Source organism: Bradyrhizobium sp. 26S5 (assembly GCF_036923295.1).
Taxonomy (GTDB): domain Bacteria; phylum Pseudomonadota; class Alphaproteobacteria; order Rhizobiales; family Xanthobacteraceae; genus Bradyrhizobium; species Bradyrhizobium septentrionale.
In genome coordinates this window covers 9,084,237-9,104,598 of sequence record NZ_CP145948.1, presented here as the reverse complement: position 1 = coordinate 9,104,598, position 20,362 = coordinate 9,084,237, and the positions used below count along the sequence as shown (strand labels likewise).

The 20,362-nt window shown below is 64.6% G+C and carries 19 protein-coding genes and 1 pseudogene; 7 read left to right on the top strand and 13 right to left on the bottom strand.

What is annotated here, in order from left to right; all coding sequences use genetic code 11:
* Window positions 1-19 precede the first annotated feature (19 nt).
* On the bottom strand, window positions 20-823 hold the full coding sequence (locus V5279_RS42985; RefSeq protein ID WP_248114507.1) for an NAD-dependent protein deacetylase: 804 nt from the start codon (window positions 821-823) through the stop codon (window positions 20-22).
* A 143-nt stretch (window positions 824-966) separates the two neighbouring features.
* Here V5279_RS42985 and V5279_RS42980 point away from each other — a divergent pair, with 143 nt between their 5' ends.
* Window positions 967-1,350, top strand: a complete 384-nt coding sequence (locus V5279_RS42980; RefSeq protein ID WP_166299802.1) for a c-type cytochrome — start codon at window positions 967-969, stop codon at window positions 1,348-1,350.
* Between the two features lie 20 nt (window positions 1,351-1,370).
* On the opposite strand, the gene V5279_RS42975 is transcribed toward V5279_RS42980, so the two are convergent.
* The 3 genes and pseudogenes from V5279_RS42975 to V5279_RS42965 all read right to left on the bottom strand — a co-directional run bounded on the left by V5279_RS42975 (window position 1,371) and on the right by V5279_RS42965 (window position 3,050).
* Window positions 1,371-2,531: a LysM peptidoglycan-binding domain-containing protein gene (locus V5279_RS42975; protein ID WP_166299800.1), complete on the bottom strand. Its 1,161-nt coding sequence runs from the start codon at window positions 2,529-2,531 to the stop codon at window positions 1,371-1,373.
* Between the two features lie 165 nt (window positions 2,532-2,696).
* Window positions 2,697-2,804, bottom strand: a pseudogene (locus V5279_RS42970) (AsnC family transcriptional regulator); the annotation flags it as partial.
* Between the two features lie 39 nt (window positions 2,805-2,843).
* Window positions 2,844-3,050, bottom strand: coding sequence for a hypothetical protein (locus V5279_RS42965; RefSeq protein WP_029080494.1), 207 nt, complete (start codon window positions 3,048-3,050; stop codon window positions 2,844-2,846).
* Between the two features lie 404 nt (window positions 3,051-3,454).
* On the opposite strand from V5279_RS42965, the gene V5279_RS42960 reads away from it, so the two are divergent.
* Entirely contained in the window at window positions 3,455-3,697 is a 243-nt protein-coding gene (locus V5279_RS42960; RefSeq protein ID WP_166213408.1) for a hypothetical protein, read from the top strand.
* Window positions 3,698-3,847: 150 nt separating this feature from the next.
* Here V5279_RS42960 and V5279_RS42955 read toward each other — a convergent pair whose 3' ends face one another.
* A complete protein-coding gene (locus V5279_RS42955; protein ID WP_166213409.1) occupies window positions 3,848-4,312 on the bottom strand; it encodes an Lrp/AsnC family transcriptional regulator in 465 nt (154 codons plus the stop codon).
* A gap of 161 nt (window positions 4,313-4,473) precedes the next feature.
* Between V5279_RS42955 and V5279_RS42950 the strand changes: the two genes are divergently transcribed.
* The 3 genes from V5279_RS42950 (at window position 4,474) to V5279_RS42940 (ending at window position 7,533) form a co-directional block, all read left to right on the top strand.
* A complete protein-coding gene (locus V5279_RS42950) occupies window positions 4,474-5,487 on the top strand; it encodes a 1-aminocyclopropane-1-carboxylate deaminase (RefSeq protein WP_338693073.1) in 1,014 nt (337 codons plus the stop codon).
* 329 nt (window positions 5,488-5,816) lie between these two features.
* A complete protein-coding gene (locus V5279_RS42945; protein WP_338701709.1) occupies window positions 5,817-6,062 on the top strand; it encodes a hypothetical protein in 246 nt (81 codons plus the stop codon).
* A 205-nt stretch (window positions 6,063-6,267) separates the two neighbouring features.
* Window positions 6,268-7,533: a S1C family serine protease gene (locus V5279_RS42940; RefSeq protein ID WP_338693071.1), complete on the top strand. Its 1,266-nt coding sequence runs from the start codon at window positions 6,268-6,270 to the stop codon at window positions 7,531-7,533.
* Window positions 7,534-7,556: 23 nt separating this feature from the next.
* Here V5279_RS42940 and V5279_RS42935 read toward each other — a convergent pair whose 3' ends face one another.
* The 3 genes from V5279_RS42935 to V5279_RS42925 all read right to left on the bottom strand — a co-directional run bounded on the left by V5279_RS42935 (window position 7,557) and on the right by V5279_RS42925 (window position 11,728).
* Window positions 7,557-8,501, bottom strand: a complete 945-nt coding sequence (locus tag V5279_RS42935) for a metallophosphoesterase (RefSeq protein ID WP_338693069.1) — start codon at window positions 8,499-8,501, stop codon at window positions 7,557-7,559.
* An 82-nt stretch (window positions 8,502-8,583) separates the two neighbouring features.
* Window positions 8,584-10,332, bottom strand: coding sequence for an NAD(P)/FAD-dependent oxidoreductase (locus V5279_RS42930; RefSeq protein WP_338693067.1), 1,749 nt, complete (start codon window positions 10,330-10,332; stop codon window positions 8,584-8,586).
* A gap of 172 nt (window positions 10,333-10,504) precedes the next feature.
* The gene (locus V5279_RS42925; protein ID WP_338693065.1) at window positions 10,505-11,728 is read right to left on the bottom strand and encodes an MFS transporter; all 1,224 of its coding nucleotides are present in this window, start codon (window positions 11,726-11,728) and stop codon (window positions 10,505-10,507) included.
* Between the two features lie 122 nt (window positions 11,729-11,850).
* Between V5279_RS42925 and V5279_RS42920 the strand changes: the two genes are divergently transcribed.
* Window positions 11,851-13,605, top strand: a complete 1,755-nt coding sequence (locus tag V5279_RS42920; protein WP_338693063.1) for an SWIM zinc finger family protein — start codon at window positions 11,851-11,853, stop codon at window positions 13,603-13,605.
* 7 nt (window positions 13,606-13,612) lie between these two features.
* Here the strand turns inward: V5279_RS42920 and recQ are convergent, their stop codons facing one another.
* The 3 genes from recQ to V5279_RS42905 form a co-directional block, all read right to left on the bottom strand.
* Complete coding sequence (recQ, locus tag V5279_RS42915) at window positions 13,613-15,481, bottom strand: DNA helicase RecQ (RefSeq protein ID WP_166299763.1); 1,869 nt, start codon at window positions 15,479-15,481, stop codon at window positions 13,613-13,615.
* Window positions 15,482-15,667: 186 nt separating this feature from the next.
* Window positions 15,668-16,888, bottom strand: a complete 1,221-nt coding sequence (locus V5279_RS42910; RefSeq protein ID WP_338693059.1) for a DUF2235 domain-containing protein — start codon at window positions 16,886-16,888, stop codon at window positions 15,668-15,670.
* 64 nt (window positions 16,889-16,952) lie between these two features.
* Window positions 16,953-17,237, bottom strand: coding sequence for a hypothetical protein (locus tag V5279_RS42905; RefSeq protein ID WP_338693057.1), 285 nt, complete (start codon window positions 17,235-17,237; stop codon window positions 16,953-16,955).
* Here V5279_RS42905 and V5279_RS42900 point away from each other — a divergent pair.
* Window positions 17,229-17,756, top strand: a complete 528-nt coding sequence (locus tag V5279_RS42900) for a hypothetical protein (protein ID WP_175619403.1) — start codon at window positions 17,229-17,231, stop codon at window positions 17,754-17,756. The genes V5279_RS42905 and V5279_RS42900 overlap by 9 nt on opposite strands.
* Before the next feature lie 174 nt (window positions 17,757-17,930).
* Here V5279_RS42900 and V5279_RS42895 read toward each other — a convergent pair whose 3' ends face one another.
* Window positions 17,931-19,307: a VWA domain-containing protein gene (locus V5279_RS42895; protein WP_338693054.1), complete on the bottom strand. Its 1,377-nt coding sequence runs from the start codon at window positions 19,305-19,307 to the stop codon at window positions 17,931-17,933.
* A 6-nt stretch (window positions 19,308-19,313) separates the two neighbouring features.
* The gene (locus tag V5279_RS42890) at window positions 19,314-20,261 is read right to left on the bottom strand and encodes an AAA family ATPase (protein ID WP_166213419.1); all 948 of its coding nucleotides are present in this window, start codon (window positions 20,259-20,261) and stop codon (window positions 19,314-19,316) included.
* Window positions 20,262-20,362 lie beyond the last annotated feature (101 nt).

The following is a 20,362-nucleotide window of genomic DNA, read 5'->3' as shown; positions in this document are numbered from 1 at the left end:
CCGGCGAGCGAGCGCTGATCTACAGCAGGAACGACAGCGCGGTCTCGCACTGGTCCTCGACCTTGAGCGTGAGCAGGTCGTCGGCGCGGGTGCGCCCGAGATTGACGGCGGCAATCGGCAACCCGCGTTGCTCGGCCATCCGCACGAAGCGGAAGCCGGAATAGACCATCAGCGAGGAGCCAACGATCAGCAGCGCGTCGGCCTGTTCGAGATGCGTCTGCGCCGAAGCGACCGTGTCGCCCGGCACGTTCTCGCCAAAGAACACCACGTCAGGCTTCAGCACGCCGCCGCAGGCCTCGCAGGCCGGCACCACGAACGATGAAAAATCCTGTTCTAGGTCGGCGTCACCGTCGGGTGCATCGGTGGCATCGAGCGCGAGCCAGGCCGGGTTCAGCCGCGCCAGTTCGCCCTGAAATTGTTCGCGCGGCATCGTCGCAGAGCAGCCGAGGCAGCGGACCACATCGAGCCGGCCGTGCAGGTCGATCACGCGCTGGCTGCCCGCGGCCTGGTGCAAACGATCGACATTCTGGGTCACGAGCTGCTCGCAGCGGCCCTGTTGCTCGAGCTTGGCCAGCGCGCGATGCGCACCATTCGGTATCGCGCGGCCGAACCGCCGCCAGCCGACCATGCTGCGCGCCCAATAGCGCTGCCGCGTCGCCGCCTCGCCCAAAAATGCCTGGATGGTGACCGGCCGCGTCCGCTTCCAGTTGCCGTCGCTGTCGCGATAGTCGGGAATCCCGGAATTGGTGCTGCAGCCGGCTCCGGTCAGGACAAACAGGCGTTGATGGCTGGCAATGAAATTCTGGAGAGCGGGGTGCTGCATGGCAGCACATCTAGTGTGGCGGCTGGGCGTGCGCCAGATGCAGGGGCTTGGCGCGCGAGGACCTTTCATGCGGCCTCTGCGTTGACGGCATGGCACAAGCGACGCGGTGTTGCGAGCTTGCGCAATTGCCGACGGAGTGATCGATGCGGCCCAGATTTTTCATCGTCCTGCTTTGCGCACTGGCGTTCCTGCCGCTGCGGCGGTCCCATGGCCAGGATGCGGGCGTGTCCGGCGAGCAGGCGTTCAACAATTCCTGCCGCACCTGCCACACGGTGAAGGACGGCGATAACCGCGCCGGCCCGAACCTGCACAACATCATCGGCCGCAAGGCCGGATCGGTGGCGAATTTTCCCTACTCGGAGGCGATGAAATCATCCGACATCGTCTGGGATGAGCGCACGCTGTTGCGCTTCATCGAGGATTCGGAAGCCGTGGTGTCGGGCAACGGCATGAAGCCGTATACCGGCGTGCGTTCGGCGGAGGATCGCGCCGGGATCGTGGCCTTCCTGAAATCTCCGGGCAAATGACCGCCGGCGGAATGCCGATCTCACCGCGCCGGCAGGACGAAAACCTGGCCGGGATAGATCAAGTTCGGATTGCGGATCTGCTGCTGGTTGGCCCGATAGATCACCGCGTAGCGCTGTCCGGCGCCGAGTGCGCGCTGGCTGATCCGCCACAGACTGTCACCGCGGGCCACGGTCGTTGTCGTGATCTTCGGCACGATCACGGCGGAGGGCGAGCTCACTGCCGCGGTGGTTGTCGCCGCCGCGAGCTGCGGTGTGGCCACATCCGCGCGGCCGGACGACGCTGCAGGCGCCGGGATCGACGCGGTCGACGTCGCATCGGGAACGTTGAACGGCACCTCGGCGCGCGCGCGGACCTTGCCGGAGCCGGGATCGACGTCGTCAAGCCGGACCCGATAATCGCCGGCCGCTACGCCCTTGTTGATGGTGACCGAGAGGTGCCCCGCCTCGTCGGCCGTGGCGGATGTGATCAAGCTGTCGTTGAGATAGAGCCTGACGGTCGCGCCGGGAGCTGCCCGACCGCTGACATGGAGCTTGCCGCCCGGCTCGGTCTCGACGGCCTCGACAGCCACCTTTCCGGCCGCAGGCGCCGCGGCCGCAGGTTGCGACAGCACCCGGATCGGTTTGTCCGGCGCCATCAGCGCCACCATCGGCCGCTCCCTTGCCGCAGCCTCGAGCGCCACGGCCACGCTCTGCTTGGAAGTCACCTGCTTGCCGTCACGCGTGATGCGCAGGGTCAGGTCATAGTTTCCCGGCGGAAGCGGGCGCGGCACCATGACGAACTGGCCGGATGCATCAGCCACGATGCGATCGTGCACCTCGCCATTGCGCAGCAATTCCACCGTCGCGCCCGGCGCTGCCCTGCCGGCGACAACGGTCTCGCCGGTCGGCTCGATGCTGACAACGTCGAACTCCGGCACCGCATCGCCGCCCGGTGCTGGCGGCGGCCCTGCCAGCGCGTTGGCGAGCGCCGCGGTCTCGGTTTGCGCCTTTGCCAGCGGCGTCTTGTCCTCGTCTTGCGCGGGAACCGCCGGCGCGGATGGCGCCGTCGCCATCAAAGGCGTGCTCACGCCGAGGATTTGCTGGGTTTGGTGGATGCCGTAGACGAGCGCCGCCGTGCCGCCGGCGGCAAGTGCCAGCAACGGTATCACCAGTCTGATCGCCGTGACGTTCATGATCGTCATCCGCGGATGTCCCCGCGCGTCCGCGCGCGCCCCTGCAGCCTGAGGGGATTCCGGGTGAGACTGCGCCGATTTGCGCTGCCCATCAAGTCGAATGAGAGGATTACTCCCCCCGGGCCGCCCGGCCGACCGAGCTCACCGCCACTCTGCGGCATTGATCAGTCAGGCTCAAAACTCCGGTGCCGCATGGTCCACCACCTCCTTCATAACGAAGAAGGAGCGGGTCTGCCGCACGCCGGACGGCGCGCTCAACCGGTTGCCATGGAGGCGCTTGAAGCCGTCGACCTGCGCCGATTTTCGACGGCTGCGCATTGCCTATTGAGAGTACGACAGCTGCTCTTCCGTCACCACGCGCTCGATGTTGCCTGCTTTGCTCCTGATGCGGTATCGAAGCCGCCCGTCTGCTTCAATCGGCATGCGTTGAACGATGGTGTAGACCGCCGGCTGATCGGCCTCGGCACGACCTTGCGGCCCCTGGGCCCGGTGGTGAACGTCTTCATTCAGCTTGTAGGCATATGACATCTGTCCACCTCTGCAGTGTAGGGGGTGCTCTAGAGCATTTTCGGCTCTGATCAAATCAGAACCGAAGCTCCAGCTTTTTGTTTTGACGCGTTTTCTTCACGCGAACCGGTGTCCACTTCGGTCGAAAACGCTCTAACGCAGGACTGGGCTGTGACGCAATGGAGCTGTGGCTTCCCGTATCGACGCAACTTGCTGCTACGATTGCCGCGTCAGGCCTCTCCGGAGTCCGCAGGAGCACGTAAGTCACATTGACCGAATACGCCGCAAATAGCCACCGAATACTCGCCTTCGACGAAGGCTGTATGAGGGCGTTGGAAGGGGTTCCCCGGTCGTTTTTGCGGCCTCAATTGCCATTTGGTCTCCGCAGGCAGATGCTGCCAGCAAAAAGCGCAAGGGAGAGCAGCATGAGCAAGCCAGGTCTCGACAATCGGCATCCCAACAAGGACGGCGAAATCAGCGGCAAGCACGGCGACACGCTGCTGCGCACCCTGCGCAAGGTTTACGGGCCGGGTTTCGCGGCGGGTTATCCCGAAACCGAGAAGCTGAGCGATGTCCTGGCCGCACTGAATGAGACGTCGCTGAGCCAACTCCGCAGAGATCATCAGACCGGCCATCTCGGGCACAAGATCGCCAAGGCATCGAAGTAAGTTGCCGAGCGGAGCTAAAGCATGATCCGGAAAAGTGCGAAGTGGTTTTCCCTCGCGACAAACGCGGAACGCATTTGCGCGGAGATCATGCTCAAACAGCGAGCTAAAGCGCGATGACGATTCAACCCAATCTCATCGCGCTTTAGCGGCTCAAAACTCCAGCGCCGCATTGTCCACCACCTCCTTCATCACGAAGAAGGTGCGGGTCTGCCGCACGCCGGGCAGTGCGATCAGCTGGTCGCCATGGATGCGCTTGAAGTCGTCGACGTCGCCGGCGCGGATCTTGAGGAAGTAGTCGAAATCGCCGGCGACGAGGTGGCAGTCGAGCACGCATTTGAGCTTCGCCACCGCCTGCTCGAAGCTCGCAAAGCTCTCCGGCGTCGAGCGGTCGAGCACGACGCCGACCATCACCAGCGTGCCCTTACCGAGCTTGCGCGGCGCCACCATGGCGCGGACGCCGCTGACATAGCCCTCGTCGAACAGCGCTTGCGTCCGGCGATGGCAGGTGGCGGGGCTGACGCCGACCTGATCGGCCAGCTCGGCATTGCTGAGCCGGCCGTTCTTCTGCAGCAATCTCAACATCTTGAGGTCAATGCGATCGAGCCGGGCCGACATGGAAGAATCTCTCACTATTGGGCTGGTTTATGAAAGAAAACATAGCATCTGCGCGAAAATCAGTAATCATCAGTAGCTGCGAGGGCTGAGTTAGAGAACACCTTTCGCGCCTGGGGTGATAGGTGTGGCCGCCGTTCCAGACCACCAAAGAGGATACCAGTATGCTGGAGAAGTTCGCGCGCTATCCGCTCACCTTCGGACCGACCGCCATCGAGAAGCTCGATCGGCTGTCAAAGCATCTCGGCGGCAAGGTCGAGCTCTATGCCAAGCGCGAGGATTGCAATTCCGGGCTCGCCTTCGGCGGCAACAAGCTGCGCAAGCTCGAATACATCATCCCCGACGCGATCGCCTCCAACGCCGACACGCTTGTCTCGATCGGCGGCGTGCAGTCCAACCACACCCGCATGGTTGCCGCCGTCGCGGCCAAGATCGGCATGAAGTGCCGGCTGGTGCAGGAAAGCTGGGTGCCGCACGAGGACGCGGTTTACGACCGTGTCGGCAACATCCTGCTCTCGCGCGTGATGGGCGCCGATGTGCGTCTGGTCGACGAAGGTTTCGACATCGGCATCCGCAAGAGCTGGGAGCAGGCGATCGAGGAGGTGAAGGCCGCGGGCGGCAAGCCCTACGCCATTCCGGCCGGCGCCTCCGTGCACAAATATGGCGGGCTCGGCTATGTCGGCTTCGCCGAAGAGGTGCGCGCGCAGGAGCGCCAGCTCGGCGTCAAGTTCGACTACATCGTGGTCTGCACGGTGACCGGCTCGACCCATGCCGGCATGCTGGTCGGCTTCGCCGCCGACGGGCGCGCGCGCAACGTGATCGGCATTGACGGTTCGTTCACGCCCGCGCAGACCAAGGCGCAGGTGCTGTCGATCGCGCAGAACACCGCGAAGCTTATCGAGCTCGGCCGCGATATCGTCGAGGACGATGTCGTGCTGATCGAGGACTACGCCTATCCCGCCTACGGCGTGCCGTCGGAAGAGACGAAGGCGGCGATTCGCCTCAGCGCGCGGCTCGAAGGCATGATCACCGACCCCGTCTATGAGGGGAAATCGATGCAGGGCATGATCGATCTGGTGCAGAAGGGCTTCTTCCCGGCCGGATCGAAGGTGCTCTACGCCCATCTCGGCGGCGCACCGGCGCTCAACGGCTATGCCTACGCGTTCAGGAACGGCTGAGGCGGCTACGCTGCTCCAAACCTCCCCTTGAAAAGGGGAGGTCGCTTTGCTCGCCAGAGCAAAGTGGGTGGGGATCTGCTTTCTCCGCTTGTAGCGTCGCCCGCGGCTGACCCCCATCACGACCTTCCCCCTTTCAGGGGGAAGGAGAAGACAGCACCCTCTGCGGAAATACCGTCCCGGATTTCGCGGATCCTGTCATCGGGCGCGCGTTCGCGCGACCCGTTGGCTCCATCCGGGTTACAAGCCCCCTGCGTTGCCGCGTCAGGTCCGCGTCAGCTTCGCCTGGTAGTTTCATCGTGCCGGGCGAGTCGGGAGACCTTCGCGTGAGGATGATGAATGCGGCCGGCCGAGCCATCGCCGCGCTCGGCATTGGCATCGTCGCCGTGGGACATTGGTTCTGGGTCTACCAGAACCATGGCTATATGCCGCGCACCCGCCTGCTGGCGCTGAACAGCGAGGTCGAGCTCTATGCCGGCATCTTCCTGATCGGCGTCGGCGTGCATGCCCTCGCATCCTGGTACTGGTTCAGCGATCCGGATCCGCCGGCGCAGTCCTCGGTTCGGGAGCCGCAATAGCATCCGCCCTGGCAGCGCTGGATCATGTCCGGGTTGACATCTTAGGAACAAAATAGGAACATGTCGCCCTGTAACCTGAGGGTGTGGCGAACGCCTCATCCGCGGCGGTATTGCGTGGCCGCAGGACCAAAGACCAAGCCGCGCACCACTTGCGGATGAATTTCTCCGCCTCCTATGATGGGGTTGTGGCTGGGGAGTGCGCATCATGAGAGTTGTGATCTGGGCGGTCGTTGCGGCCGCTTGCCTGCTTGTGTCTGCAGCTCCGTCGAGCGCCCGCGGCCCCTACGGCTCGATCACGGTCGGCAACTGGAAGGGCGGCGCCTTCACGGACGACAAGAGCGGCGCGTTCACGCATTGCTCGGCGGGGTCGACCTACCAGAGCGGCATCTTCTTCATGGTGGCGATCGCCGAAAATGGCAGCTGGCGGCTGGGCTTTGCCCATGAGAGCTGGCGTCTGACGCCGGGCGAGGCCTTTCCGCTTGCGCTGACCTTTGACGGCCAGCCGGCGTTCAATGTCTACGGCATGCCGCTCGGCACCACGCTCGTGAATGTCGAGATGCCGGTGAACTCCAACCTGATCAATCAGTTCCGCAAGGCGCGCCAGATGACGGCATTCGCGCAGGGACAATTGTTTCAGTTCAACCTGAATCAGACCGGACAACTGCTGCCGGCGCTGCTCAACTGCGTCATGTCGGTGAAGAAGAACGGCGTCGCCAGTGCCGGGGAATTCGCGGTCGCGGCGAAGCCCGTGGCGGCCCCGCAGGCTGCACAGGCGCAGTCTGCACCGAACCCGCCACAGAAGCAGGCCAGGGGCGGAACCGGCACCGGTTTCGTGGTCAGCAGCACCGGCCATGTCGTCACCAACCATCATGTCATCGACGGCTGCAGCGAGATTACGGGTAATCTGAGCGGCGAGGCGCCGGTCAAGCTGCGGCTGGTGTCGAGCGATGAAACCAACGATCTCGCGCTGCTGCAGGCGCCATCGCCGTTCAAGGACGTTGCCAAGATCAGGCAGAATGCCATTCCGGTCGGCAACGGCGTCGTGGCGATCGGTTACCCCTATCACGGGCTGCTGACGTCCGATTTCACCGTGACCACGGGCATCGTCTCTTCGCTGAGCGGCATCCTCAACGACACCCGTTTCCTGCAGATCAGCGCCGCGGTGCAGCCCGGCAACAGCGGCGGGCCGCTGTTCGATCTCGGCGGCGGTGTGGTCGGCGTCGTGGCCGCGAAGCTCGACGCGGTCAGGGTCGCGCGGGCCACGGGAAGCATCCCGGAGAACATCAATTTCGCGATCAAGACCGGCGCGTTGCGCGATTTCCTCGACAACAGCGCGGTGCAGTACCAGATCGCCGAATGGCATGATGCGTCAAAGCGGGAGACCTCCGAGATCGCAAAGGACGCGCGCGGCTATACGCTCCTGATCGTTTGCAAGGTGAACGAACAAAGCGCGGGCGCGAAGAAGCCTTGATGGTGGCGCTGCGCTCTGCGGCGTCAATCGCCGAGGCGGCGCAGCGTGTGCACCGTGATCTCGGCCGGGCAGTTCAGCCGCACCGGCGCCAGGCTGGTGCCGGCACCGGCCGATGTGTATCCGGCAAGCTGATGGAAGCGCCAGGCGCCTCTGCCCATGCGGCGCGGCAGCCGCGCCTCCAGCTTGATCGCGATGCCGCCGGGCAGGCAGAGCTGGCCGCCATGGGTATGGCCGCTCAGCATCAGGTCGAAGCCGGCCGCCGCCGCCGCGCGATAGGATTCCGGCGTGTGCGCCAGCAGGATCGAGAACGCAGCGCGCGGGATCGCCGCTGCGGCCTTCGGAATGTCGTCGGTGCGATAGAAATGCGCGTCATCGATCCCGGCGAGATGGATCGTCGCGCCGTCGCGCGTGATCGGCTCCTGCTCGTTGAACAACATCCTGATGCCCATCGCCTCCAGCGCCGGCGTCATGCGGATGCTGTCATGATTGCCGAGGATGCCATAGCGCGGCAGCTTGATCCGCGCGCAGAGGTCTCTCATCAGCGCGAGGCTTTTCTCGAACGAGCCAAACGTCTTGCCGCGATAGTCGCCGGTCAGGACGCAGATGTCGCAGGCGATGGTGTGCACGATGTCCGTGAGATGCTGCATCGCGCCGGCGCTGATGTCGGCGTGGAGATCGCTGAGCTGAAGGATGGTGAAGCCGTCAAAGGCTGCAGGCAGGCGTGCCGACGTCACCAGATTGCGTCGTACCTCGACCCGGTCGGCGTTGCGCCGCGCGCGGCCGTAGAGTCCAGCCGCCTTAAGCGCGGTCGTGACGATCCGCGGCGCCAGATTCCAGTTCTCGACATTGAACACCAATGTGCCTTGGCCGAACAGCTGCTTCTCGTGCGCGGCCTCGATCGCAAGCCGGCGTACCACGTGATGTGCGCCGATCCGCTCGACCAATCCCTGCAGTGCCGTGTCGGCCATCGTCCCCCGTGCGGCCCGCGATGCGAAGCGCGGGCCGGGACGACACTATCATGCGCGATCCCGGTGGGGATACCACTGCGGCTCAGACCATGGGAACGCGCCTGGCGGCGACCGCGGCCGGCGAGATCACCTCGATGTCGAGCGGCACCTGCCAGCGCTCGGTGAAGCGCACCTGCGGCGGCGCGTTGCCGTTGTGGCCGCCCTGCAGCACGAAGCCGTCATAGCCCGAATTCATCACCTCATTGCATTTCTGCACATAGATCGGGAAGCCGCCGATATAGGGCATGAACACGCGGGGACGGCCCGGGATGTTGGCGCCGACATACCAGGAGCTGCAGGTCGAGCGCAGCGAAACCGTGGAGACGTCGTTGACATGGGCGACCCAGGCGTCCTCGTCGTCGCGCACCGCCTCGATCGTGCCGGCGCCGATGTCGCGCATATGGCTGATGCAATCCGCCAGCCAGTCGACATGCTGCTCGATCGCCTGGATCATGCTCGCGAGCACCGACGGGCTGCCGGGTCCGGTGATCATGAACAGGTTCGGAAAGCCTTCCGAGGCGAGGCCGAGATAGGCGCGCGGGCCGGCGCGCCATTTCTCGGCGAGCGTCTGCCCGCCGCGGCCGGTGATCGCGATCTTGTCGAACGAGCCGGTCATCGCGGCAAAGCCGGTCGCGGAGACGATCGCATCACACCTGTACTCGGTGCCGTCGACCACGATGGCATCGCCCGTGATGCGTTGGATCGGTGTCTTCGACACGTCGACCAGCTTCACATGCGGCAGATTGTAGGTCTCGAAATAATTGGTATCGACGCAGAGCCGCTTGCAGCCGAACACGTTTTGCGGACACAGCAGCTCGGCTGTTGCGGGATCCTTGACGATGCCGCGGATCTTCTCCCGCGTGAAATCGGCGATGGTGTCGTTGGCAGCCTGCTCGAACAGGAGGTCGCCGAACGCGCCGAGGAAGGGCAGGCCGCCGCGCTGCCAGGCTTCTTCATAGAGCCGCTCGCGTTCCTGCTCGCTCGCCTGCAAAGCCGGCTGGGCATTGAACTGAAAATAGAAGCCGGTCGGGCGCGCGCGGGCTTTGGCACGCAGCTCCGGATAATGCGCCTTGGCCTCCTTCAGATACTCCGCCGACAGCCGCTCGTTCCACGCCGGCACCGACCAGGTCGCGGTGCGCTGGAACACCGTGAGCTCGGACGCCTGCTGCGCGATGATCGGGATCGACTGGATTGCGGACGAGCCGGTGCCGATGACGCCGACGCGCAAGCCGGTGAAGTCGACGCCCTCATGCGGCCATTCGCCGGTGTGATAGATCGGCCCGCGGAAATCCTCCATACCGGCGAAGGCCGGACGGTTCGGCGCCGAGAGGCAGCCGACCGCCATGATGCAGAATTTCGCGTTGACGCTGTCGCCGCGGTCGGTCTCGATCAGCCAGCTGCCGGCCTTCTCGTCGAAGGTCGCCGCGGTGACGCGGGTGTCGAACACGATCTGGCTGCGCAGGTCGAAGCGGTCGGCGACGTGGTTGGCGTAGGCGAGAATTTCGGGCTGCGGAGAATACTTCTCCGACCAGCTCCAGTCCTGGTCGAGCTCCTCGGAGAATGAGAAGGAGTATTGCAGGCTCTCGACGTCGCAGCGCGCGCCGGGATAGCGATTCCAGTACCAGGTGCCGCCGACGCCGCCGCCGGCCTCGAACACCCGGGCCGTGAAGCCGAGCCCGCGCAACCGATGCAGCATGTACATGCCGGCAAACCCCGCGCCGATTACCACGGCATCAAATGAACCGGTTTCGGCAGGGCGCGCAGTCTTGCGCGCGGTGCTCTCCTGAGCCATGGCCCGTCTCTTCCCTATCTCTTGTCGTTGTATCGTTAACTCGGCCGCGCCTCGTTGGACGGGCGAGGCAAAGATTAGGGCGAGCGCGGTGCGGCCCGCAAGCGCATGCGTTGCCGCGCCGGGTATGGCTCCTATGCCGCTGCGTTGACAGCAGCGGTATCCGGGCGCCGGTTCACTCCAGCCGCTCGACCTTGCGCAGCGAGGGGAACAATTTCATCCAGAGCAGCGCCACCGCGACCGTGCCGAGGCCGCCGATCAGGGCGGCGGGCACCGCACCGAACAGCGCGGCGGTGATGCCGCTCTCGAACTCGCCGAGCTGGTTGGAGGCGTTGACGAACAGATAGTTCACGGCGCCGACGCGGCCGCGCATCTCGTCCGGGGTTGCAAGCTGCACCAGCGAGACGCGGATCACGACGCTGATCGTGTCGGCGGCGCCCATCGCGGCGAGTGCCAGTGTCGACAGCCAGATCTGCCGCGACAGCGCGAATACGCAGATTGCCAGCCCGAAGGCGATCACCGCCTGGAACATGCGCAATCCCACCCGCTGCGCGATCGGATGCCGCGTCAGCACGGCCGTCATCACGAGCGCGCCGACCGCGGGCGCGGCGCGCATCACGCCGAGCGCCCAGGGGCCGGCTTGCAAAATGTCGCGCGCATAAATCGGCAGCAGAGCACTGGCGCCGCCCAGCAGCACCGCGAACAGATCGAGCGAGATGGTGCCGAGGATCGCCGGATTGCCGCGAACGAATTTGACGCCGGCGAACAATTGCCCGAGCGACGGCGGATCCGGCTCGGCCGCCGGCCGTTCCAGCCGGATCGCGCCACAGCAGATGGCCGCGAGCAGCCAGAACGTCGCCATCACGGCGTAGGGGACGGCCGGCGAGATCGCGTAGGTGAGGCCGCCGATCGCCGGACCCGTGACGATCGCGACCTGCCAAGCGCCGGTCGACAGCGCGGTGGTGCGCTGCAGTTGGCCCTCCGGCGCCACGGCTGGCAGCAGCGCCGAGGCGGCCGGGTCCCCGAATGCCCCGGCGACACCGAACGCCATCAGCACCGAGAAGATTTCCGGCACCGTCAGATCGCCGGCAAAGCTGCGCCAGCCGAGATAGGCGGCCGCCAGCCCCTGGATGATCTGGCAGGCCTGAACGACGCGGCGGCGATCGTAGCGGTCGGCGGCGTGGCCTGCGATGAAGACCAACAACGCGTTCGGGATGAACTGCACCAGCCCGACGAGGCCGAGATAGACGGCGCTGCCGGTCAGCGCGTAGACCTGCCAGCCGATCGCAACGGTGGCGATCTGGTAGGCGAATTCGGAGAAGCTGCGCGAGGCCACGAACAGCAGCAGTGGCGGGTGCCGGAGCAGCTCGGCGGACGCGGTCTCGGATTGCGCGGACATGCGCCACGGATGGCGGAACAGGAGACGGTCGTCAATCTCTGTGATCTGGAGACCCTCGAATCTCGTTGGGGCCGGCGCGGTCGGATATATTCGGGCTACCGAACCTCCTGAGAGCAATAGGCATGCACATGGCGCAAGCCCGAAAGCGATCCGCCTCCGACATTGAAGCCGTGGTTCGGACCGACCGATTCGATCTTGCGGCGTTGCGGGAGATCGCTGGTGACAAAATCTTCGCTCGCGGCAGCGCTTATCAGGCGGATGGCCGGGTGGAGATCATGACGATCGGCGAGGCCCGCGTGGTTGCGCGGGTGGCTGGTACCGAAATCTATCGCTGTGAACTGACCGGGCGAGGCAAGAGCTTTTCCGGCGATTGTACTTGTCAGGCCTTCGCTGATCGGGGCTTCTGCAAGCATCTGACAGCGGTAGCCTTGACCGTCAATAATCTGGGGCCGGGCGAACTGGGGCAGGCCTCGAACCGGCTTGGCAAGATACGTGACCATCTACGCGCGAAGGGTATCGATCGCCTTGTCGAGATGGTTATTGGGCTCGCTGAGCGCGATCCCAAGTTGCTTGAAGAACTGCAACTGTTGGCCGCGCTCGACACGGCAGACGATGCCACGCTGAGCGCGCAACTCAAGAAAGCCATCACTGACGCGACCCGAGTCCGAGGCTACATCGAATATCGCGATATGCGCGACTGGGCTCGTCAGATTGATGGCGCCCTTGATCGCATTTCGGTTCTGCTCGAAGGCGGGAGAGCGTTGCTTGTCCTTGCGCTGCTGGATCACTTCTTCGCGCGAATGGACGAGGCCTTGGCCAAGGTCGATGATTCCGATGGCGGCGGAGGAGCCTGCTACGCACGGGCTTGCGAAATTCATCATGCTGCCTGCGAGCAGGCAAAGCCTGATCCCATCGGATTGGCGCGCGTGTTGTTTGCCCGCGAAGTCAATTCCGACTGGGAGTTCTTCTTTGGCGCGAGCGAGACCTATGCTGACGTCCTCGGTGCGGTGGGGCTCGCCGAATATCGCAGGCTGGCAACCGAAGCGTGGCAAAAGGTGAAATCCAGGCGAGGGAGGCGAGCAGAGGTCCAGCCCGGCGGAGAATATGCGCTTCGAACCATGATGGAGCGTTTTGCTGAACGAGACGATGATGTCGACGGGATCATCGCCATTCGGGCGAATGATCTGTCGACCGCGTATCACTATCTCGGTGTTGCTCAGCTCTGTCTCGACAAGGGGCGGGAACAGGAGGCGCTGAAATGGGCCGAAGAGGGGCTGTGGAAATTCGAGGATGAGCCCGACAAACATCTGGTTCTCTTTGCTTGTGATCTGCTTCAGCGCAGCGGACGAAATGAAGACGCCAACGAACGGCTCTGGAAGCTGTTCAGTCGGGAACCCAGCGTCGAACTGTACTTGCGATTGAAATCTGCCGCCGGCGATGACAAGGCCCAGATCCTCGTCCGCGACAAGGCCATCGCTGCGCTGAGCGTCCGGGCTGGGAACTCGGGCCCGCAATCGGAATGGAGCGTATTCGGAGCAGCCGACGTTCTAGTTCGAGTGCTCATGGCGGAGGGACTGCTGGCGGACGCATGGGCGGCGGCCGGCAAGCACGGATGCCGCGAAATTCTGATGGAAGAACTTGCCAAGGCGAGCGAAGCGGATCTCCCTGCCGAGGCGTTGAAGGCCTATGCTCAATTGGTAGAGCGCAAGGTTCGGCTAGGTGGCCAGGGCAACTACGGCGACGCACACGCCATGATCAAGCGGATGCGGCGGCTTGACGGAGCCGCCCAGCATTCGGCCTACCTCGCCGATCTCATGACGCGCCACAAGGCGAAGCGGAATTTTATCAAGCTGCTGACGTCGAAGAAGACCTCGTGAGGAAGGTTCAGCCGTCGTTCGCCTTCACCAGCCTGATCAGCTCGTCGCCATAATGCTCGAGCTTCTTGTCGCCAATCCCGGCAATGTTGCGCAGCTCATTCAGCGTGTCCGGCCGCATCGCGGCGATGCCGTCGATGGTGGAATCGTGCAGCACGACATAGGCCGGCACGCCACGCTGCCGAGCCACCTCGGAGCGCCAGGCGCGCAGCGCTGCATGGAGCGCGGGGTTGGCCGCCGCGCCCTTGCCGTCGGTAGCCGGCGCCAGCTCACCGCGGCGCGACTTGCCGCGGATCGCGCGGTTGCGTGCGCCTTCCGGCTGCTCGCGCAACATCACCGCGGTCTCGCCCTTCAGCACGCCGCGCGCGCTGTCCGTCAGCTTCAGCGCGCCAAAGGCGTCGCTGTCGGCGCGCAGATGGCCCATCGCCACCAACTGGCGCAGCACCGCGCGCCATTGCTTCTCGTTGAGCTCGCGGCCGATGCCGAATACCGACAACTGGTCGTGGCCGAACTGCTTGACGCGCTCGGTAAGCCGCCCGACCAGCACGTCGATCAGGTGCATGGCGCCAAAACGCTGCCCGGTGCGATAGGCGCAAGAGAGCAGTTTCTGTGCGAGCACCTTGCCGTCGCGGACCCGCGGCGGCGTCAGGCAGTTGTCGCAATTGCTGCAGCTTTCCTCCGCGCGGGTCTCGCCAAAATAGCCGAGCAGGCGCTGCCGCCGGCAATGCACGGTTTCAGCCAGCGCAACCAGCGCATCGAGCTTGCCGATCGAGACGCGCTTGAAGGCGTCGGAGCCGGTCGATTCGTCGATCATGCGGCGCTGCTGCACGATGTCGGAGAGGCCGTACGCCATCCACGCGGCCGAGGGCTTGCCGTCACGGCCGGCGCGGCCGGTCTCCTGGTAATAGGCCTCGATGCTCTTGGGCAAATCGAGATGCGCGACGAAGCGCACGTCCGGCTTGTCGATACCCATGCCGAAGGCGATGGTCGCGACGATCACGATGCCGTCCTCGTTGAGGAAGCGGTCCTGATGCCGGGCGCGCACCGACGCGTCGAGCCCGGCATGATAGGGCAGCGCCGTAATGCCGGCCTCGCTGAGCGACGCCGCGACGTCCTCGACCTTGGCGCGGGACAGGCAATAGACCACGCCGGCGTCGCCGGCATGCCGCTCCTTGATGAAGCTCTTCAGCTGCGTGGTCGCGTTCTGCTTGTCGACGATCTCGTAGCGGATGTTGGGCCGGTCGAAGCTCGCGACGAATTGCGGCGCGTCGGTGAGCTGCAGCCGCTCGGCGATCTCCTTCCGCGTCGACGCATCCGCGGTCGCGGTGAGTGCGATGCGCGGCACCTTGGGGAAGCGCTCGGCCAGCGCCGACAGCCCGATATATTCCGGCCGGAAGTCATGGCCCCATTGCGACACGCAATGCGCCTCGTCGATCGCAAACAGCGCGATCTGCGCCTGGCCGAGCAGATTGAGGCAGCGCGGCGTCAGCAGCCGTTCCGGCGCGACATAGAGCAAATCGAGATCGCCGGCGAGCAGCCGTCGCTCGACCTCAGAGGCTTCCTGATAGGACAGCGTCGAATTCAGCACCGCGGCGTTGACCCCGGCTTCGGTGAGGCCGGCGACCTGGTCGCGCATCAGCGCGATCAGGGGCGACACCACGATGCCGCAGCCGTCGCGCAGCAGCGACGGCAGCTGGTAGCACAGCGACTTGCCGCCGCCGGTCGGCATCAGCACCAGGCAATTGCCGCCATCGGTGACGTGGCCGATGATCTCTTCCTGCGCGCCGCGGAAGCCCGGCAGGCCGAACACGGAACTGAGCACGGCGCGCGCGTCGCGAGGCGGCGTGGATGCGTGGTCGAGGGCGGGCTGGGCAGTCATGATCCGAGATAGGGTGATTCGAGTTCCGTGGTCGAACGATTCCGGAACAGAACGTGTTAATACACCCTCCCGCGATAAACTCAATTCAGGCGTTGGCTGCCTGTCGCCTGTACGTCTGTGTCACCTGCAAGCGGCCGAGCCACAGCCGCAAGCGGATCGGGCGCAGTCGATCGACGTGCAGCGACGTCACACCGTCGGAGCAGGTGGGGCCGGTGGCGGCGTCATCGGCTCGACCTTGTAGGTGGTCGGCAGGTTGATCGGCCGGTAGGTCGGATCCTTCTCCATCCGCTCCAGCACCGAAGCATGGATGGTGGAGTTGTCCGGAATCAGCCGCGGCTCGCCCATCGGCAGATAGAAGCCGAGGAAGGATTTGCGCGCGGGCCATTCCTTCCATTTGTCGCTCTTCGGAATCCATTCCAGGATTTCCCAGGCGCCCGTCAGTGAATTGTGCAATGGGGCCGTCGCGCTTGGCGGCACGTAGACATGCGTGCGCGGCGGCAGCGGCATCCCCCAGGCGAGATGATCGATCAGCGCCTGGTCCATAGTCAGCCCGGCGGCCTTGACCTGTTCGAGCATCCAGATCAGCGGAAATTTCGACGGCCCGCTCTGGTCCTCCGGATAGCCGCCGCCGACGTCGGAATGCACGCCGGCGAACCAGACCTGTCGGATGTCCTGCTCAATCGCGGTCGACGGGTCGAACGGATCGGAGCGGAATTTCTGCGGCTCGATCCAGCGGTTGAGGCGGAACATGCGCCTGCGCTCGTCGATCGAGATCGCCTGGCGGAAGCGCTTGACGCTCGAATTGGTGCGGGTGAACAGCAGCGTCTGCAGATCGAACAGGAAGTTGTCCTGCCGCGGCACGATGATCGAGGCCACGGTGTCCCAGACCCCGACGAACTCGATATCGATGTTGCGGCCGCCGGCGATCTGGCTGAAGTGCCAGGCCTCCTTCAGCGGGGCTTCGTCGAACGTTCCGTCCGGCTTCTGGGCGTCGGAGCTGGCTTTCTTGTAGGTGTTGAACGCGTAGTCGGCAATGTCGAGCTGGTCGACCGGCAGGAGGCCCATCACATGGACGAAGGCAGCCAGCACGCGCACGGTGTAGGCGCCGCGGCTGAAGCCGAACATCCAGACCCGGTCGCCTGGCTCCCACGTCCGGCACAGGAACTGGTAGGCGCCGAGCGTGTCCTTGTCGAGACCGGCGCCGAAGGCCAGCCCGAACAGGCCGCGCACCTGCTGCTTGAAGCGGCCCCAGGTGTTTTGCAGGCCGATCGTGCCGAGGCCGGGATGGTAATAGACCCGCTCGCGCTCGTTCTTGTCGGTGACGCGAAACAGCTTCAGCGCATTGGAAATATTGGCGCCGATCTCGTTGCCGGTGCCGTCGCAACAAATCACAATATCCTTCGGCATCCGTTGCCCCCGCGGTCGCCGTGAAAATCCGCGGCCTCAATGTACGGCAGAACGCGGGCAAGATTCAATCTCCAATAGAATACGGTTCTGTGTACCCGGCGTGAACGCGGCCGCCGCGCAACCCGAATCCTCTGGCCGCCATTGGCATCAGCTGCATACTGGCGCTTGAGGACGATCCGCAGAATTCAATTGCAACACTTTGGAAAAGGTGGGAATCTGCCTGCTGATCATTACAGTATTGCGTCGATATTTTCTCCCTTTCGGGGATTTCACCGGTGCGCGCGATCGTCTTGCCTGCGGCTTTGCGCAGCGTCCTCACCATGGACAGAAGCGGATCGGCATGAGCCATCAAGCTCTCGTGACGGTCATTCTCGCGGGTCTGGTGGTGATTGCGTTCGGACTGTTCTGGTGGGTCGGCAGCTATTCCGATCGCGTCTTTGCCAACAGATTCCGCAGCCGCTTTCCCGAGAAGACGTTGAGCTACAGCGGCGACCAGCTCGGCGAGCTGGTCCAGTCCGATCTCCGGATGAAGTATGTCTTCCCGATCCTGTTCCCGCTCGATCTCGCCGTCATGCTGGCGCTGGCCGGCGCGATGGGGGCGGCGTCATCGTACTGGCTCAACCTGTCCTACCCGCCGGCGGCGTGGCTCGGCCTCGTGGTCCCGGCGGTCTATCTGCTGAGCGACCTGATCGAGGATTTCCTGCTGGGCTGGCTGTTGCTGCGCGGCGATCCGCATGGAGCAGCGCGATCGGCCTCGATCCTGAAGGCGATCACGACGATCAAGCTTGTCAGTATCTCGGCGTCGGTCGCGCTGACGCTGATTGCATTCGCCGGGTGGCTGTTCCACGGCGACGCGCTTCGTCTCTAGAGCATTTCGGTTCTGATTGAATCAGAACCGAAGCTCTAGCCTTTTGTTTTGACGCGTTTTCTTCACGCGAACCGGTGTCCACTTCGCTCGAAAACGCTCTAAAGCGCGACAAGCATGATCTTCCCGGAAAACCGCTTCGCACTTTTCCGGGTCATGCTTTAGGCCGCCAGCGGCCTATTGATACGTCGCCACGATGTCGGAGACGGCGCGCTCGAGCTGCTGCGCAGTCGCGCATTGGCGCACCACGGTGCAGAACGTCGCGTAGCGCGGCATCTCGGAATCGCCAAAGCCCCAGACCATGCGGCCCTCGGGGTTGAGCCACACCAGCCGCTTGGAGCGCTCACCGATGCGGCGCAGGATGTCGGCGCGCGGATCGAGATTGTTGCTGCGGGCGTCGCCGAGCACGATTACCGTGGTCTGCGGCGTGATCGCGCTCATCCAATTGTCCTCGAAATCGGCAAAGGAATTGCCGTAGTCGGACGAGCCAAAGCCGACCTTGGCCATGATCTCCTTCATCGCCTCTTCCGGCGATTTCGATTCCAGGATGTCGCTGAGCTCCATCAGATGGCCCGAGAAGGCAAATGAACGGACGTCGTCGACGACCTCGTGCAGGCTGTGGATCAGGAGCAGGAAGAAGTCCGAGACCCGCGCGACCGAGCCCGAGACGTCGCACAGCGCCACGATCTTCGGCCGGTCGCGATGCTTGCGCTTCCATGCGGTGAGGAACGGCACGCCGCCCCAGGCCGCGTTCCGCCGCAGCGTGCGGCGGACGTCGAGATGGCCGCGGCGCTGACGTTTGCGCGGCTTGGAGTAACGCTCGCGCAGCCGGCGCGCGATCCGGCGGATCAGCGCGCGCATCTGCTCGACCTGACGCGGCTCGATCCGTGCCAGCGGCGCGTTGCGCAGGATCTCGTTGCGCAGGTTCTCCGCCTCTTCACGGCCGTAGAGCAGCAGGGCTTGCGAGACGGTGTCGCGCACGGTGCCGCGCAGGCCGTTGAGCGCCTCCTGCAGCCGCTCAGCGAGCCCCGGATTGCGCGTGGTCAGGTCGTCGATATCGTCGCGCAGGCGCTGGATGCCCATCGCATCCAGGATGCGGGTCTGGAAGATACCGCGCTGGGTGAAGTAGCGGATGTCGGGCAGCGAGGCCGCGCCGGAGGCATTGGCGATCGCCGTCGATATCGCGGAGCGGTCCTGCGACAGCAGCATCTGCGCCAGCGGCCCGACATTCTCGTTGGCGGCACCGCCGGCCGTGTCGCCATGCTCATCGGCGGACGGATTGCTGCCCTGCTCGCTGTTGTCGTCCGTCTTGCTCTGCTCAGTGCTCTCCTGCTGCGGCTCGGGCTGGCTGAAGAACAGGTCAAAGCAGTCGCCGAGCGCGCGCTTCTCGTCCTGCGTCTTGGCAAGCGTCAGCAGGAACGTGTCGCGCAGGATGTCGCGGTCGGCAAAGCCGACCTGGGCAACCGCGCGCATCGCATCGATGCTTTCGGCGGGCGAGACCCGGACCCCGGCTCCCCGCGCCGCACGAAAGAAGCGATGCAGGTTCTCGCGCATCTTGGTCTAGCTGAACACGCCCTGGCGCGACGCCTTGGCGATGAAGGACGATATCTGCGGCGTCGCGGCCTCGATATCGGCCTCGTATTTCAGCAGCACGTTGAGCGTGTCCTTGACGATCTCATGGTCGAGCTCGCTCGCCTGCAGCAGCACCAGCACACGCGCCCAGTCGATCGCCTCGCTGACCGAGGGCAGCTTCTTCAGGTCCAGCGTGCGGATCTCGTGGATGAAGCCGACCATCTGCTTGCGCAGCGTCTGCGAGATGCCGGGCACTCGGCTCTCGACGATGCGCTCTTCCAGCTTCTGCTCGGGGAAACCGATATGCAGATGCAGGCAGCGCCGCTTCAAGGCGTCGCCGAGGTCGCGCTCGCTGTTCGAGGTCAGGATCACGGTCGGCGGCGCCACCGCCGAAACCGTGCCGAGCTCGGGGATCGTGACCTGGAAGTCCGAGAGGATTTCCAGGAGCAGCGATTCGAATTCGGCGTCCGACTTGTCGATCTCGTCGATCAGCAGCACGCAGCCGGCCGGCTGCTCCAGCGCCTGCAACAGCGGCCGCGGCTCGACGAACTCCTTGGAGAAGAACACGTCGCCGAACGTGTGCAGCTGGTCGAGCGCGGCAGCCAGCGTCTGCGCGCCGCCAAGCACCTCGCCGAGCTTGTCCTTCAGGATCTGGGTGTAGAGCAGCTGCTTGGCGTATTTCCACTCATACAGCGCCTTGGCCTCGTCGAGGCCTTCATAGCATTGCAGGCGGATCATCTTCAGGCCGCGCCACGCGGCAATCGCCTTCGCCAGCTCGGTCTTGCCGACGCCGGCGGGGCCTTCGACCAGGATCGGCTTCTCGATCTGCTGCGACAGATAGACCGCGGTCGCGATCTGCCGGCTCGCAATATAGCCTTGCGCGGCGAGGCCGCTTTCCACGGCCTCGATCGAGGCGGTGGGCCTGGTGTCAGCCACGAGGATCAGCTCCGAATTTGCCTTGAACTCGGACCTGTTTTGCGCCTGTTGCGGGCAAAGCACAAGGCTCGTTTGGCTCGTAATGGCATGGGGTTAGCGCA